The sequence below is a fragment of the Novosphingobium sp. 11B genome, from assembly GCF_054589055.1.
This window is the reverse complement of the sequence record NZ_BAAILP010000087.1, coordinates 17,185-32,799: the sequence shown is the minus strand read 5'-3', so window position 1 is coordinate 32,799 and position 15,615 is coordinate 17,185. Positions and strand designations below refer to the sequence as shown.

Genomic DNA, 15,615 nt, shown 5'->3' with positions numbered 1-15,615 from the left:
CACCACCCGCTGTGCGGGCGGTCCCCCTCCCCATCCCTGCGGGACAGGGAGGATTAAGGCATTCTAACTTCTCATCCGCCCTGTTGCGAAGCAATGGGGAGGGGGACCGCCGACGCAGTCGGTGGTGGAGGGGGACAGCATGCCGCCAATCCAGACGATCCGTCGCGCGCGCAAACTCCGCCGCACCATGACCCCGCCCGAGGTAATCCTCTGGCAACACCTACGCCGCTCCCCCATGGGCCTGAAGTTCCGCCGCCAACATCCCATCGGCCCCTACGTGCTGGACTTTTACTGCCCCTCCGCGAAGACCGGCATCGAAATCGACGGCATCGTCCACGACATGGGCGAGAACCCCGAGCATGACCTCCAGCGCGATGCGTGGCTGCGCGAACACGGCATCGCCCTCATTCGCATCCCCGCCCGCGAGGTACTGCGCGCACCTGAAACGACCATCGCCGCACTCGCACAAGCCTGCCAGCGATAACCTGAATTGGAACCCGCCCGCCGCTCGCGAATTTCACCGCGACTATGGTTCCACGGGGCGTTCCACGCATGGCCTTGCGCATTATCCTGCCGGTTCTGGCGGGCACACTGGCACTCACCGCCTGCAAGCGCGAACGCTTCCAGCCCCCGCCGCGCGCCCATGACGAAATCCGGATCGAGCCGCAGGCCTCGCTGATCACAGTCCCGGTCACGGCGGACCTCACCGAACTCGCCGCCGCGCTCGACCGGGAGATACCCCGCACCCTCTGGACCATCGACAAGCCCGGCCAGACCTGCGTGAAATCGAAGCAGGTCGATCTCGGCATCACTACCCTCAAGACCCCGGCGCTCAAATGCCGGATCGTCGGGGACGTTACACGCGGCCCGATGACCTTCGCGGGCAAGGGCAAGGAAATCCGCCTGACGATGCCGCTCCACGCCGTCCTGCGCGCCGAAGACATCGGCGGCATGCTCAAGCGCGAGACCGCCACCGCCGACGCCGTGGCGGAAGCCACCGTGCGCATCACCCTCGCCGACGACTGGACGCCGCGCGGCACCGTGGACATCCGCTACGACTGGACCAACTCGCCGCATGCGGAGTTCCTCGGCCAGCGCATCGACTTCACCGAAAAGGCCGACCGCAAGCTGGCCCCGGTGATAGCCAAGCTGGAGCGTGAACTGCCCGGCCAGCTCGGCCGCCTGCAACTGCGCCGCCAGGTCGAGCAGGCGTGGAACTCGGCCTTCACCACCCTGTCGCTCAACCGCGAGAACCCGCCGGTGTGGATGCGGGTAAAGCCCACCGAACTGCAGTACGGCGGCTACGAACTCGACGGCAAACGTATGCTGCTGCGCCTCGGCGTGAAGGCGGTGACCGAAACTTTCGTCGGTCGGCGTCCCGAAGATCCCGCCCCATCCCCGCTGCCGCCGGTCAAGCCGTTGCAAGCACAGGCCGGTCGCCTCGCCTTCTTCATCCCGGTCGTCGCCGATTACCATGAACTCGAACCGGTGCTGATGAAGGCGCTGCGCAAGCGCTCCACACGCCCCTTCACCGTGCCCGGCGTCGGCCCGGTGCGCACGGACTTCCGCAAGGCGACGATCTACGGCACCACCGGCGGGCGCATCGCCGTCGGCCTCGATTTCACCGCGCGCGACGAAGCGGGCAAGCTCGGTGCAACCAAAGGCACCGTCTGGATGACCGGCGTGCCCGTCAATGCCGAGGATTCGCGCCGGATCGGCTTCGAGCAGTTCGAGGTCAGCGGCACCACCGACATGCGCGGCGGCGACCTGATCCTGCGCCTCGCCAATACGCCGGGCATGAGCGCGACGATCGCGGGCGCGCTGGCGCAGAATTTCGAGAAGGATTACGGCAAACTCCTGGGCAAGATCGGCCGCGCGATCGAGGACAAGCGCGAAGGCGACCTCGTCATCCGCGCCGAGGTAACCCGCACCCGCACCGGCCGCATCCAGGCGGCGGGGCGGGGGCTCTACCTGCCGGTCTGGGCGGACGGCACGGCGTCGATCACCGTGACACGCTGAACAGACATCATCACGGTTCGGCAACAAGCCGGCAGCATTTGCCACCTACCTCCATTTGCACAAGGATTGTGCATTATTGCCTAATATTTAGGCGCGTCTTGGGAGGAAACATGAGCCTGCTCGCCGCTTTCGGTTTCATTGGCGCTCTCGCCGCCACCGCCGCGCCCGTACACAGCGTCTCCGTCGATCACCGTGGGAGCACTTACAGCGTGGACTACCGCGCGCGTGTCGAAACCAGCATGCGCACGATCGGTATCGCTCCGCCCGCCCGCCAGAGCACCCAGCGCTGCGTCATGACCGCGACCGTCTCGGTCGAGCGTGTCATCGCCGATGGCGCCCATGCCCTGACCGCAGCGCTGCCCGGCAAGGAGACCTTCACCCGCCAGTTGCCCGGCGACTGCCGTAGCCGCGACGCCCAACTGGCCCGGCTCGTCGATGACAAGACCCCCGCCATCACCGCACACCTAGCCGAAGCGGCGAACGCCGACCGCGAGCACGCCCTCGCTGCTATCGACGCCGCGCATCACTTCGCCGCCAACTGACGGACACTGCCAGGAAAGATTGCTAGATCAATCGGATGCGATATTTTCTCGGTACGGTCGTCGCGGTATGCGGCGGCCTCGTCTTTGCTGATGCCAACGCGCAATCGGCAGGTTCCACCGTATCCTTCGAGGCCGAAACCGATCACCGCGAACGGGGCCTGAGCGGAAGCGAGGGCAAGGCCGCGCTCGGCGTCTCTGCCTCGGTGCCGGTCACCTACGATCTCGGAATAGACCTCGATGCCGTGACCTTGCGCGGCAGCGCACGGCACGGCGGCGCGGATATCGGTCTGACCCTGGCGCCGCGCTACGCTTTGCGCAGCGGGGGGTGGGACCTGTCCGCCGGGGTGCGTGGCAATGTCTTCGTCGGCCGCGCGGGCACCAGCTATGCCGAGCTGACCGGCGAGATCGCGCGCACGCTCGGCCCGGCGCAGTTGGTTCTGGGCGCCGCGTTCGCGCCCTCGCAGGATGCCATCGGCGGCAGCAACCTCACCCTCGACGCGCAGCTTTCGGCCAGCATACCGGGCACGCCGGTGACGCTCTACGGCGGTGTGGGCCACACCAGCGGTTCCTCCAACGGCGATCCGCGCGCGGCCCGCTTGCGACCGGGCGGCGACTACCTCGATCACCATGTCGGCGCCGAATACACCGATGCCAACTTCGCGGCGGGGCTGCGCTATTCCGGCACTTCGATCGGGAAGGACGAGGTTGATCCGCTCTCGCGCTGGACCGATCGGCATTACGGTTCGCGCGTGATGGCTTACTTGCGCTTCACGCCCTGAACCTGCACGCCCTCTCCGATTGACCAGATGCGCGGCAGGGCGCCGGGCTGGCACTAGGCGACGACAAACGCACGGGAGAGCGCGATGAAGGCAGTCTGGTACAACGAGAACGGCGGCCCCGAGGTCATGCACTTCGGGGAGCAGCCGGATCCTGAAGTCGGCCCGCGAACCGTCCTCATCCGGGTCGAGGTCATCTCGATCGAGGGCGGCGACCTGCTCAACCGAATCCACACGCCGCCTGCGCACACGCCTTTCGTCCCCGGTTACCAGGCGGCGGGAACGGTGGCGGCGGTGGGCGCGGAAGTGACGCGCTTCGCCGTCGGAGACCGGGTGGTCGGCTTCAACTGGAGCGGCAGCCATGCCGAACTCTTCGCGGTGCCCGAAACTTACGCCTATCCGGTGCCCGAGGGGATGGACCTTGCCCTCGCGGCGGTGGTGCCGATCGCCTTCGGGACAGCCTACGATGCGCTGTTCACCTACGGCGGACTGGTCGCAGGCGAGACGGTGCTGGTCCAGGGCGCGGCGGGCGGAGTGGGCCTCGCCGCCGTGCAACTCGCCTCGCAGGCGGGCGCTACGGTGATCGGCACGGCCTCCAGCCCTGAACGCCTTGCCCGGGTGGAACCTTTCGGCCTGACGCACGGCATCGACTATCGGCGGGAGGACATCGCCGCGCGGTGCAAGGAGATCACCGCGCGCAAGGGCATCGACCTTGCGCTGGATCTTGCCGGCGGGGCGGGCAAGGATGCTCTGGTAGAGGCGCTGCGCGGCCACGGCCGCTATGCGGTGGTCGGCGCGGCGGAAGGGACGTTGCCCAGCTTCGGGTTCTTCGAACTGATCCGCAAGGCGATGCAGGTCACCGGCATCTCCTTCGGCCGCGACATGCACACCCCGCGCGTCCACGCCCTGCTGGCGGACCTGTTGGCGAAAGTCCACGCAGGCGAACTGGCGATGCCGATCGAGCGGGAATTCGGCCTCGCCGAAGCCGTGGCGGCGCACCGCTTCGTTGCCGAGGGGCATCCGTTCGGCCGTGTGGTGATGCGGATTTAGCCTATCCTCCCCGAGACAAGCTCGGGGAGGAATGGTCACAGCGGATCGAATTCGAGGTGCAGCGACTTCAGAGCGCGCAGCACATACGTCGGCTCATAATCGAACCGGCGCGCGCTCTCGGGGCCGTGGTGTTCCTCCGACAGCCGGATCTCGCCCATGCGTGCGAGCAACCGCTCTATGCTGACTGCCACCTCGCGCCGGGCCAGCGGCGCGCCGATGCAGGTATGCGCGCCGCGTCCGAAGGCAAGGTGCTCCTTGATCCGGGGCCGGTCCATATCGAACCGTGAAGGATCGGGAAAGCGCGCCGGATCGCGGTTGGCGGCCATGTGGCTCATGAGGATGGGCGTGCCCGCCTTGATCTCGACCCCGCCCAGCGTCGTGGTCTTGCGGCAGAGCCGCCCCGCGCTCTTGACCGAGCCGTCGTAGCGCAGCAGTTCCTCGACGAAGCCGGGAATGCGCGCGGGATCGCGGCGCAGTTCGGTCTGGATGTCGGGGCGTGTGGCGATCACCTTGAAACCGTTCGCCAGAAGGCGGTTGGTGGTGTCCTGCCCCGCGCCGAACAGGAACGCCGCCAGCCCCGTCACGTCGACGAGCGAAGGCTTCGAGCCATCCGGATACGTGGCCTTCGCCAGTTCCCCCAGAATGTCCTCCCGCGCCAGCAAGGTGCGAAAAGGCCGCATCAGCGGATGACCGGCAATCCGTCGCCGCGCGATGAGGCCAAACAGTTCCTTGCCCACCGGGACCAGCGGGTTCTTCATCATCTCCTCGTGCGTGGCATCCATCGGCACGGGGATCGCCCCTTCCAGCAACTTGCGAAAACGAGCGCGCGTGGCCTCGGACAAGCCCAGCAGGTCGGAGATCACCAGCGCGCCGTAAGGCCCGCCGTACTGGCGCACGATATCGACCTGCCCGTCGCCGTGGAACTCGTCGATCAGCCCCTCCGCCGTGGCCGCAAGCCGGGGCTGCAACTGCTTCAGCCGGCTGGGCGTGAACAGGCGCGAGAGAATCGAGCGCAAGTTCGCGTGGCGCGTGCCCTGTTCGCAGACGATCTGGTCGGCGAAGGCGATATTGCTGCGATGGGCCTCCAGCTGGTCGCCGATGTCGTCGCCCTCCGGCACGAACGGCAGGTCGACCATGCCGCCGGTGACGCCGTTGATCTCCGAGAAATGTTCGGTGTCGAGCGACACCTGGACGACCTCCTCATAACCCACGACGGCCACCGCGCCGCGATGCGGTAGCCGCACGACAGGTCCCTGCGCACGCAGATAGTCGAAGTAGGCATGCGGATCGTCCACCAGCGCAATGTCGGTGTACCAGTCGGCCTTCTCGTAGGACACGCATCTCGCTCCCATACTTTTATGATCCTTTGTGTATCGTAAAATCCGATTGGGTCAAGCGGCGCACTGCGTGCTAGGAGCCGGGGCATGATCCCGCCTTCCCCCGCCCTGCCCCCTGCGCTCGACCTTGTCGGCATCGCGGTCTTCGCGCTGACGGGTGCCCTCGCCGCCGCGCAGCTGCGCCAGACTTTCGTGACCGTGGCCTTCTTCGCGCTGATCACCGGGGTCGGCGGCGGTTCCCTGCGCGACCTGCTCATCGGGGCGCCGGTGTTCTGGGTCCACGACCCGCTGGTGGCGCCGGTGTGTCTCGCCGTAGCGCTGCTCGCGTGGTTCACGCCGGTCCGCTGGTGGCGCGGGCATATCCTGGAGTGGGCCGACGCGCTGGGTCTCGCGGTCTATGCCGTGTTCGGCACGATCAAGGCGCTGCATTGGGGCGTCCCGCCGGTCCCCGCGATGCTGATGGGGGTGATCACCGGCTGCATTGGCGGCATCGTGCGCGACGTGCTGGCGGGCCAGCCCTCGATCCTGATGCGGCCCGAACTTTACGTGACGGCAGCCGCGCTCGCCTCCGGGGTCGCTGCAGCAGGCATCGCCGCGGGCCTGTCCCCGGCGATGACCTGGGCGATCGCCGTGATCGCCGGCTTCGGGCTACGCGGCGCGGCGATCCATTGGTCGCTGGGCCTGCCGCTCCATCCGGGCGAGGATGATTAGGCCACCTTCAACCGCCGCCGCATCGCCGCTTCATCCATTCCTGCAGTGCCGCGCAGCTGGCTGAGGCGCACGCCGGTGCAGGTCATCTTGAACTGGGTGAAATCCTCGTACCATTCGAGGCCCGCCGCAGACTTGCCGCTGATCTCTTCCCACAGTGCGATCGTCTCCTCCCGCGTGCCCATGCCTTCGAGATACGCACCGTACGTCGAATTGCGGCCGTGCATCGTCTCGGACAAGGTGCAGAACCAGGCGAGATCGTGCAGCGCGCCGCCGAGCGAGGGCTGTTCCCAGTCCATCACCGCGACGACGTGGAAGTCGTCGTCGAACATCATGTTGCCGATGCGCGCGTCGCCCCAGACGATCCCCTCGGGATCGTGGGCAGGCCATGCGCTCTCCAGCCTTGCCAGCGCATCGCGCAGCACCGGCTGCGGCCCGGTCTCCTCAAGCCAGGCGGTGAAGCGCTGGTACTTGTCCCACTCCTGCGCCAACCCCCGCGCCGCCGCGCCTTTGCCGCCGAGGAACCCCGCGCTCGCCACCGGCACGCGCTGGATCGCCGCGAGTTGCTCGACCGCGCTGCGCCACACGCTGCGCCGCTGCTGCGGCGCGGCATCGTGCAGCCAGCCCTCGCGGCCATAAGGCGGGATCGAGACGGGCACGCGGCCCTGCTTCTTCTCCATCACGAAGAACGGGTTGCCAAGGATCGACGGGTCCTCCTCGAACCAAAGCGGCCTGGCGACGCGGACAAGTCCTTCGTCCGACAGCAGCTTCATGATCGCGTGCTGCTCGTCGAACAGGTTGTCCGGGAAGACGGTAAAGGTGCGCGGCTTGATCCGGACCACGCAGCCTTGCGTGCGCGGCTGCCCACCCTCGGTCCAGTGTGCATCGAACAGCACCGTCTCATGGCTCTGCCCGGCACCGCGCGGATAGGCGAGATCGGTGACGGCGATGCCGATGGCGCGCGGCAAGCAACCGCCGAGCCAATGTTCGAGGCGTCCGGCCAGTTCGGCAAGATCCCGCGTTTCGGGGGCAACGATCACGTCAGACACAGGCTCTCTCCCACCCGGCGATGCCTGAATTTCGATAGCGCATATCGATAGTTCGGTATCGCGAATTTATTTTCGCGATAATTGATATGCTGGCAAGCGCGCGCGGTCAAGCAAGGCGCGCCTCGCCCGGGCGGGATTGACGTCGCCCCGGATTCGATCCGGGACCGGTGGCGGTCTTTAGCTGCAGTTCATGCGGAAGGCATCGAAGCGACAGGCGGGCCGTTCACGGCCAGCGGTCCCGGGGCAAGCCCGTTACCGCGAAGTCAGTCGCTCTCGCCGCCGCCGGCCAGGAAGCCGGAGATGCGCTCGCAAGCATGGGCCAGGCGGGCACCGGCCTCGGACAGCGCCGTGCCGTTCATGGCGCCGTGGAAGCCGGCCATGACCAGCGCCATCACCACCCGGTTGCGGCTGTCGTAGATCGGCGCCATCAGCGCCACGAGCGGATAGACCCGCTGCCCGTCGACCTCGACGAGCGGCACCACCGGCGGATCCTCCGTGCCCGAGCGCACGCCGAGTTCCTCTTCGCTGCCTGGACGGCGCAATAGCGCGAGGTAGCCGTGCGCGCGCACGAACTCGAGCCCTGCGCGGAACTGGCCGAGATTCTCCTCACCGAGCGGCGGATCGGCCCGAGATACCCATGCATCGGCGTCCCGCGCGGAACGGGCGAAGAAGGTCATCGCCTGAATCCAGCGCAGCGGCATGCGCGTGCCCAGCGGCACCGGATAGCCGATATGGCTGAGTGAGGCCGCGCGTTCCCGCAGATGGATCACGTCGCCTTCGAGGAAGTAGGCCCCGCAGACCACGTCGAATTCGTCGGCCAGGCTGCGCATCTCGGGCTGCGCGACCTGCAGCGGCGAGAAATGCGCCGCCGCCGTGCGCCCGATCGCCGCCAGCGCGGGGCCGAGCACGTAAGTCTTGTCGGTCGTGCGATAGAGGTAGCCGACATCGACGAGGCCGGTCAGCAGCGCATGGCAGGTCGCGCGGCTCAACTTCAATGCCCGCACCAGATCGGTCAGAGCGAACGCCTGCCCGGGATGGTCGGCGATGAAGTTGAGGATGGCCGCGACGCGGGCGACACCGGGAGAGGAACGCGACATGGCTGCTTTCGATATTTCGAACCGTTCGGGCCTATTGGCAATCGGCACGGTTCGTCAATAGGCACGCCTGTTCATTAAAGCGAACTTCAGCCGCGCCCGAGCCGGTCCTCCATCATCCGCGCCAACTCGCGCCGGGCCACCTTGTTGGAATGGAGGAGCGGTATCTCCTCGCGTTCCAGCGGAACATAGGCACGCGGCACCTTGTAGCTGGAGAGACGCCGACGCAATTCCGCCTCGATCACGGCGAAATCGAGTTCCACCCCGTCGCGCGCGATCACCGCCGCGACCAGCAGCGCGCCGCGCTCGCGGTCCGGCAGGCCGACCACGTAAGCGGTGTGTACTCCGTCCAGCGACTGCAGTTCCATCTCCACTTCGGCCGGGGAGACGTTGGAACCGGACACCTTGATCATGTCCCCCCCGCGCCCGACGAAATGCACCCGGCGTCCTTCCGGACGGTCCTCCATCACGCACATGTCGCCGGTGCGATAGTAACCGTCGGGCGTGTAGTGCTCCGCCCGCTCGATCTTGTGGAGGCCGCTGGCGACGGGATAGCCGCGCACCTGCATCTCCCCCGCCTCGCCCGCCGCGACCGGGCGGTTTTCGGCATCTGCGATACGGATTTCGTAGCCCGGCCCGAAATGGTCCATCGGTGCACAGACCGGCCGCCCTGGCGCGCGGAAGTCATCGCCCCACGAGTACGGCCCCAGCGTCTCGCTCATGCCGAGGCCCCACCACGGCTTCGGTCCGCGCATGGCCGCAAGATCTTCCTCCGCCAGCACCGAGCCCATCGCGAAGCGGCTGTTGGAAAGCGTGCGCTCGGTGCACACGACGGTCGCCCCCGCTTCCAGCCCCGGCACGAGGTACATCATCATGCCGCCGACCCAGAACATCGGCAGGATGCAGGCCACGCGCTTCCCGGGCACATGGCCCATCATCTCGCGCATCGTATGGCTGCGGAAACAGACCGGACCGTGGGCATGGCGCACGCCCTTGGGCAGCGCCATCGAGCCGGAGGTGTAGATCTCGACCATCTGGTCGGTCGGATGGACTTCGGATTCGACCTCGCGCAGCAGGTCTTCGCCTACCGTCGCGGCGGCCCCGGCCAGCCAGTCGAGCGGTGTGATGCTGGGAGGCAATCCCTCTCCGTCCGAGGCGATCCAGCGCAAGTACGGCGCCCTGCCAAGCCGCAGCGCGCCGCTCTCCTGCCCGTCCAGTTCGGGGAGCGCCTCCAGCACGCGCTCGGCATAGTCCTTGCCCAGCATGGTGCGCTGGAGGATGAGCCCCTGCACATCCGACTGGCGCAGCACGCGGACCAGTTCGTTGGCGCGGATCATCGTGCTGATCGGCACTGCGACGGCGCCGATCCTGCTCACCGCCGCCAGCATCACCGCGAATTCCGGTCCGTTGCCGTGAATGAAGCCGACCCGCGCCCCCTTGCCGATCCCGCGCGCCAGCAACCCGCGCGCCAGCATGGCCGAACGCGCCTCAAGCTCGCGATAAGTGACGCAGGCCACCGTCTCCTCGCCTTCCTCCAGCGTCACCGCGACGGCATCGCCATAGGCGGCAGCGACAGCCCGAATGAGGCTGGGGAACGTCTGTGCATCCCCCGGAAGGTCTGCAACGGTGTCGGCGGCGGCCTCGGTGTTCACGTTCCCGGCTCTCCTCTCGGCCGTGCCGACACGAAAGGCGCCGGGCACGACCACTGGCAACCGCTCAAGCAGTTCGCCATTTCAAATCAGGAGTCGATATTCCGGAAAACTGTCTGAAGCGCAACGCCCGCGCGCGTCGATACCGCGCGGGCGTTTCGGCTCAGATCATGCCATGCCCATCGACGGCCACCGAGCGAATGTGCCCCGAGCCATCGACGCTGCAGGCAAACGGGCGGCCGCCCTGCAGGCGCCCCTCGACGCTGTAGCGCTCGCCCATGCGGCGTACCGAGTCCACCGATTCGACGCGCTTGTCACCGCGCTCGAGTTCCGCAGAACAGGCGTCGACCGCGCCGCCCAGCGATCCAGCCCCGGCAGGCTCGTTCGAATAGTCGCGGCCGCTCACCGGGCCGCCCGGATATGGCGCGGTATCGCCATTGTCGGCCGGCGGCGCGCCATAGTCCGCATCGTCCCCCGCTTCCGGGCCGCCCGGATAGCGATAGGGCGCGGGCTCGCCGCCACGCTTGTCGGCGCTGTTCTTGCTGACGGCAGAAGCGATCGCGGCAACCCCGCCGACGACCAGCAGCCCGGCCAGAAGGTCCCCGCCATCGATGCCGCCGCCGCGATAGTGGCGATGGCCCCTCCACTCGTCCCGGCCGTGTGCGAGAACCGGCGTGGCGGTGACGCAAAGCACCGCGAGCGCGGCAAGGGATACGGCGGCACGCGAACGCAACATCTTCATCGGGAGAAACCCTATCCGGCGCGCACGGTCCGCGCCGCCCAAGTCACGGATCGTACGCCGCTCATGCTGTCCTATGCATGAACCGCTTCACGGCGTCGCGGCGGTCGGCTCTCCGGCCTGAGCGACACTGGCTTCGGCCGAAAGGCGCAGCCCCGTCCACTGCGCGACGAAGGCAAGGATGTCCGCACCCTCCTCGATCGCCTTGTCCGTGGGCTTTCCTGAGCCGTGTCCGGCGCGGGTCTCGATGCGGATGAGACGCGGCCTGGCCCCGAGGTTCGCGTGCTGCAGCGCCGCCGTGTACTTGAACGAGTGCCCGGGCACCACGCGGTCGTCGGTGTCTGCCGTAGTAACCAGGATCGCCGGATACTGCGCACCCTCGCGAATGTTGTGGTAGGGCGAATAGGCGCGCAGGACCTTGAAGTCGTCTTCCCGGTCCGGCCTCCCATAGTCGTCGGTCCAGTAACGCCCGGCCGTGAAGCGGTCGAAGCGCAGCATGTCCATGACGCCCACTTGCGCGACCGCCGCCGCGAACAGGTCCGGCCGCTGGTTGACCACCGCACCCACCAGCAACCCGCCGTTGGAGCCGCCCTGAATGGCAAGGCCGTCCTTCTTCGCGATGCCCTCGTTTACGAGGAACTCGCCCGCCGCGATGAAGTCGTCGAAGACGTTCTGCTTGTTCTGCCGCCGCCCCGCATCGTGCCACGCCCGGCCATACTCGCCGCCGCCGCGCAAGTTCGCCAGCGCAAAGGCCCCGCCCGCCTCCAGCCACGCCATGCGCGTCGCCGAGAAGCCGGGGGTCAGCGAAACGTCGAAGCCACCATATCCATAGAGCAGCGTCGGCACCGGCTGCTTCGCCTTGGCCACCGCGCGGCTGCGCACGATGAACATCGGCACGCGGGTGCCGTCCTTCGACGTGAAGAAGCGCTGCTCGACCACGTAGGCACCCGGATCGTAGCACATCTTCGGCGTCGCGAAGGGCGTCGTCACCCCGGTCGCCAGATCCATCCGGTAGATAGATGCCGGACAGTTGAAGCTGGTGAAGGCGTAGAACGTCTCCGGGTCGCCCGGCTTCCCGCGAAAGCCCGAAGCGGTGCCGATGCCGTTCAGCGACAGCGTCTTGCCGACACTGCCGTCGAGCGCCAGGATTTCCGCATGGCTCGCCGCATCGCGCATGTAGTTGAGGACGAGCCGGTCCCCGACGATCCCCGCGCGCTCCAGAATATCCTCGCGCTCGGCGACGATCTCGGTCCACTCGGCCTTGGGTGCATCGAGATCGATGCCGACGAGCCGATAGCGCGGCGCGTCCCGGTTGGTCACGTACCACAACTTGCGCCCGGCACCTTCGACCAGCTTCCAGTCATCGGTGAAACCGGAGACGAGCGGCACTGCCTTCCATCCGTCGCGCTTGCGCTTGTCGAGATCGATCACCCGCACTTCGTAGCGCGCATCGGTGCCGACATGACTGGTGATGAGCGCCAGGCGCCCGTCCTGCGTCACGTCCGCCACATGCCCCAGATCGGGCGCGTCGGGCGTCGCATAGACCAGTTCGTCCGCGTCCTGAGCCGTGCCGATGCGGTGGAAATACACGGCCTGGTTGTAGTTCAGCGACTGGAACGCCGCGCCTTCCTTCGGCTCCGGGAAGCGCGAATAGAGGAAGCCTTCCTCGCCCACCCATGAGAGGCCCGTGAACTTGGCCCAGCGCACCTCGTCCTGCAGCGGCTCGCCGGTCTTGACGTCGATCACGCGCAGGATGCGCCAGTCGCTGCCGCCGTCCTGAACGCTATACAGCAGGTAGCGCCCCTTCTGCGAGGGCTCCCAGGAATCGAGTGCCGTCGCCCCGTCCTTCGCCCAGGCGTTGGGATCGAGCAGCAGGCGCGGCTTGCCGTCCAGCCCCTTGCGTACGAACAACTGCGCCTGGTTCTGCAGGCCGGTGTTACGGGTGTAGAAGTAGCTGCCGCCCGCCTTCACCGGGATACCGAAGCGCTCGTAGTCCATGAAGGCGCGAATGCGGCGCTGGAACTGGGCGCGCTGGGGGAGTGCGGTCAGATAGTCTTCGGTGACGGCGTTCTCACGGCTCACCCAGTCGGCGACCTCGGAGGAATGTCTTACGTCATCCTCGAGCCAGCGATAGGGATCGGCGATGGCCTCGCCGAACTGGGTCTCTACGACGGTGTCGCGGCGGGTCTGTGGATAGCTGATGTCGGACATAGGCCCTGCCCAGATGGGCGTCGCCGCCCCCGACAGCAAGAGCGCCGCCAACACCTGCAGCCCGCTAATCTTCACACATCCTCCCGACCCTGTTTTTGAGCCTGTTTTCTAGCACATCGCCGCGCCGGGGAAAGCACGCATGAAAAAGCGGCCGCGAACCGAAGTCCGCGACCGCTTCTCTATCCCGTCAGGGACGCCGAGTGGCTTACGCCTCGGCGAATTCCTCGGCATCGGTGTGCACCGGGCCGGAGTCCTGGCCCTTGGCATCGACGTCGCGGTCGACCAGTTCGATGATCGCGATCGGCGCGGCGTCCGAAGCGCGGTAGCCGGCCTTGATGATGCGGGTGTAGCCACCCTCGCGACCGGCAAAACGCTCGGCGAGGACTTCGAACAGCTTCTTTTCCTGCGCTTCGTCGAGAATGCGCGCGTGCGCGAGACGACGGTTCGAAAGGCCGCCCTTCTTCGCGAGCGTGATCAGCTTCTCGATGTAGGGACGCAGTTCCTTCGCCTTCGGCGTAGTGGTCTGGATCTGCTCGTGCTTGATCAGCGCTGCGGCCAGGTTGCGCAGCAGGGCCGCGCGGTGGCCGGACTTGCGCTGCAGCTTGCGGCCGCCCATCTTGTGACGCATATTCTTTACTCCGTTCGTCAGGCAGCCGTTCAAGGTACTGCCTGCCGGGCGATGCGGTTAGACCATCGCCCAAAGCCTGTTCACGTATTTGTGAAGCGCGCCCTCAATACGAAAACGGGGCGGGAGTCAAGGCTTGAAGGTCATTCCATCACATTGAAGCCAATAGCCATCGAAACTCGGCCTGACATCACCGGTTCTCGCCCTCAATTCCAATGCTGCCATTCGGATGAGATTGACGGCGAACAGCAAAGCCGCCCCCATCCAGAACCAATAGCTTACCGGGCTATCCGCCATCCGAAACGTATCATTGCCGACAAGCAGCCCTATTGAATTCACCTGTCCTTCGCGCCACCCACCGACGATGTAATCAACGGCCATTGCGACAAGAAACAAGTTCGCGATCATCGCGACATATTTGTTTGTGAAGATCGAACGGGCTTCCTCCTCAGCCTCCCAAACAAGACATTCCTCGACTGATACCAGCATCGCGAGATCCCGCTTGCGATGCCACCAAATCCTGTCCCAAATCGGAAGTCCCAGCGCCACCAATAGCATGGGCTGTAACAGCGACGCGCCCGTCACCGCACATGCGGTTAGGACCAGCCCCAGAATGCAGGCGCTGACGACAAGGGACCGCCTTTGAAGCCGCCTAACGATCATATCAATGTCTGGCATGGTTTGAAGTCTATGCCGCGATCGCCCTTACAAGCAAAGAAAAAGGCCCCGCAGTCACCCGCGAGGCCCTCTTCATTTCGAAACCCGAAGGTCCAATCAGCCGAGCAGTTCCTGCTCGAGCTTCTTGGCCATCTCTTCGATGTTCTCGGGCGGCCAGCCCGGGATGTCCATGCCGAGGCGCAGACCCATCGAGGAAAGCACTTCCTTGATCTCGTTGAGCGACTTGCGGCCGAAGTTCGGCGTGCGCAGCATCTCGGCTTCGGTCTTCTGGACCAGATCGCCGATGTAGATGATGTTGTCGTTCTTGAGGCAGTTGGCCGAACGGACCGACAGTTCCAGCTCGTCGACCTTCTTGAGAAGGTAACGGTTGAGCTGGTTGGTGTCGCTCTCTTCCGAAGCCGCCGCGCCGCCGACAGCCACGCCGATCATCGGCGAGGCGCCAACCGGGGCGATGTCTTCGAAGTGGACGAACAGCGCCAGCTGGTCCTGCAGGATGCGCGCGGCATAAGCCACGGCATCTTCCGGGGTCACGGTGCCGTCGGTCTCGACCGTCAGGTTGAGCTTGTCGAAGTCCAGCTCCTGGCCGATGCGGGCGTTCTCGACCTTGTAGCTCACCTGGCGAACCGGCGAGTAGAGCGAGTCGACCGGGATCAGACCAATCGGCGCGTCGACCGGACGGTTCGACACGGCGGGGACGTAACCCTTGCCCGAGTCGGCGGTCAGCTCCATGTTGAGCGTCGCACCATCGTCGAGGTGGCAGATCACGAGGTCCTTGTTCATGACCTCGATGTCACCGGTGACGGCGATGTCGCCGGCGGTGACGGCGGCCGGACCGGTTGCCGAAAGCTGGAGGCGCTTCGGACCATCGCCCTGCATCTTGAGCGCGATCTGCTTGACGTTCAGGACGATGTCCGTGACGTCTTCACGCACGCCTGCGAGCGACGAGAATTCGTGGAGCACGTTCTCGATCTTGATCGAGGTGATCGCCGCGCCCTGGAGGGAAGAGAGCAGCACGCGACGCAGCGCGTTGCCGAGCGTCAGGCCGAAGCCGCGCTCGAGAGGTTCGGCGACGAAGGTCGCCTTCAGCTTGGGGTCTGGTCCCGGCTTGATCTCAAGGCTGTTCGGCTTCTTGAGTTCC

The 15,615-nt window shown here is 66.4% G+C and carries 15 protein-coding genes; 6 read left to right on the top strand and 9 right to left on the bottom strand.

The window, feature by feature from the left end; genetic code table 11:
- Positions 1-139 precede the first annotated feature (139 nt).
- The 5 genes from ACYPYD_RS07850 to ACYPYD_RS07830 all read left to right on the top strand — a co-directional run bounded on the left by ACYPYD_RS07850 (position 140) and on the right by ACYPYD_RS07830 (position 4,387).
- Positions 140-484, top strand: a complete 345-nt coding sequence (locus ACYPYD_RS07850; RefSeq protein WP_459662696.1) for an endonuclease domain-containing protein — start codon at positions 140-142, stop codon at positions 482-484.
- Positions 485-552: 68 nt separating this feature from the next.
- A complete protein-coding gene (locus ACYPYD_RS07845) occupies positions 553-2,019 on the top strand; it encodes a DUF4403 family protein (protein ID WP_459662695.1) in 1,467 nt (488 codons plus the stop codon).
- Between the two features lie 110 nt (positions 2,020-2,129).
- Positions 2,130-2,561 (top strand): hypothetical protein, encoded by a 432-nt coding sequence (locus ACYPYD_RS07840; protein ID WP_459662694.1) that lies wholly within the window; start codon positions 2,130-2,132, stop codon positions 2,559-2,561.
- Positions 2,562-2,596: 35 nt separating this feature from the next.
- Positions 2,597-3,340: a TorF family putative porin gene (locus ACYPYD_RS07835; RefSeq protein ID WP_459662693.1), complete on the top strand. Its 744-nt coding sequence runs from the start codon at positions 2,597-2,599 to the stop codon at positions 3,338-3,340.
- A gap of 84 nt (positions 3,341-3,424) precedes the next feature.
- Positions 3,425-4,387, top strand: coding sequence for a quinone oxidoreductase family protein (locus tag ACYPYD_RS07830; RefSeq protein ID WP_008833600.1), 963 nt, complete (start codon positions 3,425-3,427; stop codon positions 4,385-4,387).
- A gap of 35 nt (positions 4,388-4,422) precedes the next feature.
- On the opposite strand, the gene ACYPYD_RS07825 is transcribed toward ACYPYD_RS07830, so the two are convergent.
- Positions 4,423-5,739 carry a cytochrome P450 gene (locus ACYPYD_RS07825; RefSeq protein ID WP_459662692.1) on the bottom strand — a complete coding sequence of 439 codons (1,317 nt, stop codon included), beginning with the start codon at positions 5,737-5,739 and terminating at the stop codon, positions 4,423-4,425.
- 72 nt (positions 5,740-5,811) lie between these two features.
- Between ACYPYD_RS07825 and ACYPYD_RS07820 the strand changes: the two genes are divergently transcribed.
- On the top strand, positions 5,812-6,435 hold the full coding sequence (locus tag ACYPYD_RS07820) for a trimeric intracellular cation channel family protein (protein ID WP_008833602.1): 624 nt from the start codon (positions 5,812-5,814) through the stop codon (positions 6,433-6,435).
- Here ACYPYD_RS07820 and ACYPYD_RS07815 read toward each other — a convergent pair.
- From ACYPYD_RS07815 to ACYPYD_RS07780, 8 genes are all read right to left on the bottom strand, one after another.
- Positions 6,432-7,481 (bottom strand): phosphotransferase family protein, encoded by a 1,050-nt coding sequence (locus ACYPYD_RS07815; RefSeq protein ID WP_459662691.1) that lies wholly within the window; start codon positions 7,479-7,481, stop codon positions 6,432-6,434. The genes ACYPYD_RS07820 and ACYPYD_RS07815 overlap by 4 nt on opposite strands.
- Positions 7,482-7,744: 263 nt before the next feature.
- Entirely contained in the window at positions 7,745-8,578 is an 834-nt protein-coding gene (locus tag ACYPYD_RS07810; protein ID WP_008832939.1) for an IclR family transcriptional regulator, read from the bottom strand.
- An 86-nt stretch (positions 8,579-8,664) separates the two neighbouring features.
- Entirely contained in the window at positions 8,665-10,227 is a 1,563-nt protein-coding gene (locus ACYPYD_RS07805; protein ID WP_459662690.1) for a class I adenylate-forming enzyme family protein, read from the bottom strand.
- Positions 10,228-10,387: 160 nt separating this feature from the next.
- On the bottom strand, positions 10,388-10,966 hold the full coding sequence (locus ACYPYD_RS07800; protein ID WP_459662689.1) for a hypothetical protein: 579 nt from the start codon (positions 10,964-10,966) through the stop codon (positions 10,388-10,390).
- Positions 10,967-11,053: 87 nt separating this feature from the next.
- Entirely contained in the window at positions 11,054-13,174 is a 2,121-nt protein-coding gene (locus tag ACYPYD_RS07795; protein WP_459662697.1) for a prolyl oligopeptidase family serine peptidase, read from the bottom strand.
- A gap of 205 nt (positions 13,175-13,379) precedes the next feature.
- Positions 13,380-13,802 (bottom strand): 50S ribosomal protein L17, encoded by a 423-nt coding sequence (gene rplQ, locus ACYPYD_RS07790; RefSeq protein ID WP_036527248.1) that lies wholly within the window; start codon positions 13,800-13,802, stop codon positions 13,380-13,382.
- Positions 13,803-13,928: 126 nt separating this feature from the next.
- Entirely contained in the window at positions 13,929-14,477 is a 549-nt protein-coding gene (locus tag ACYPYD_RS07785; RefSeq protein ID WP_211150376.1) for a hypothetical protein, read from the bottom strand.
- A gap of 96 nt (positions 14,478-14,573) precedes the next feature.
- Positions 14,574-15,615, bottom strand: a 1,042-nt coding sequence (locus ACYPYD_RS07780; RefSeq protein WP_459662688.1) for a DNA-directed RNA polymerase subunit alpha, incomplete at its 5' end; no start/stop codon positions are given.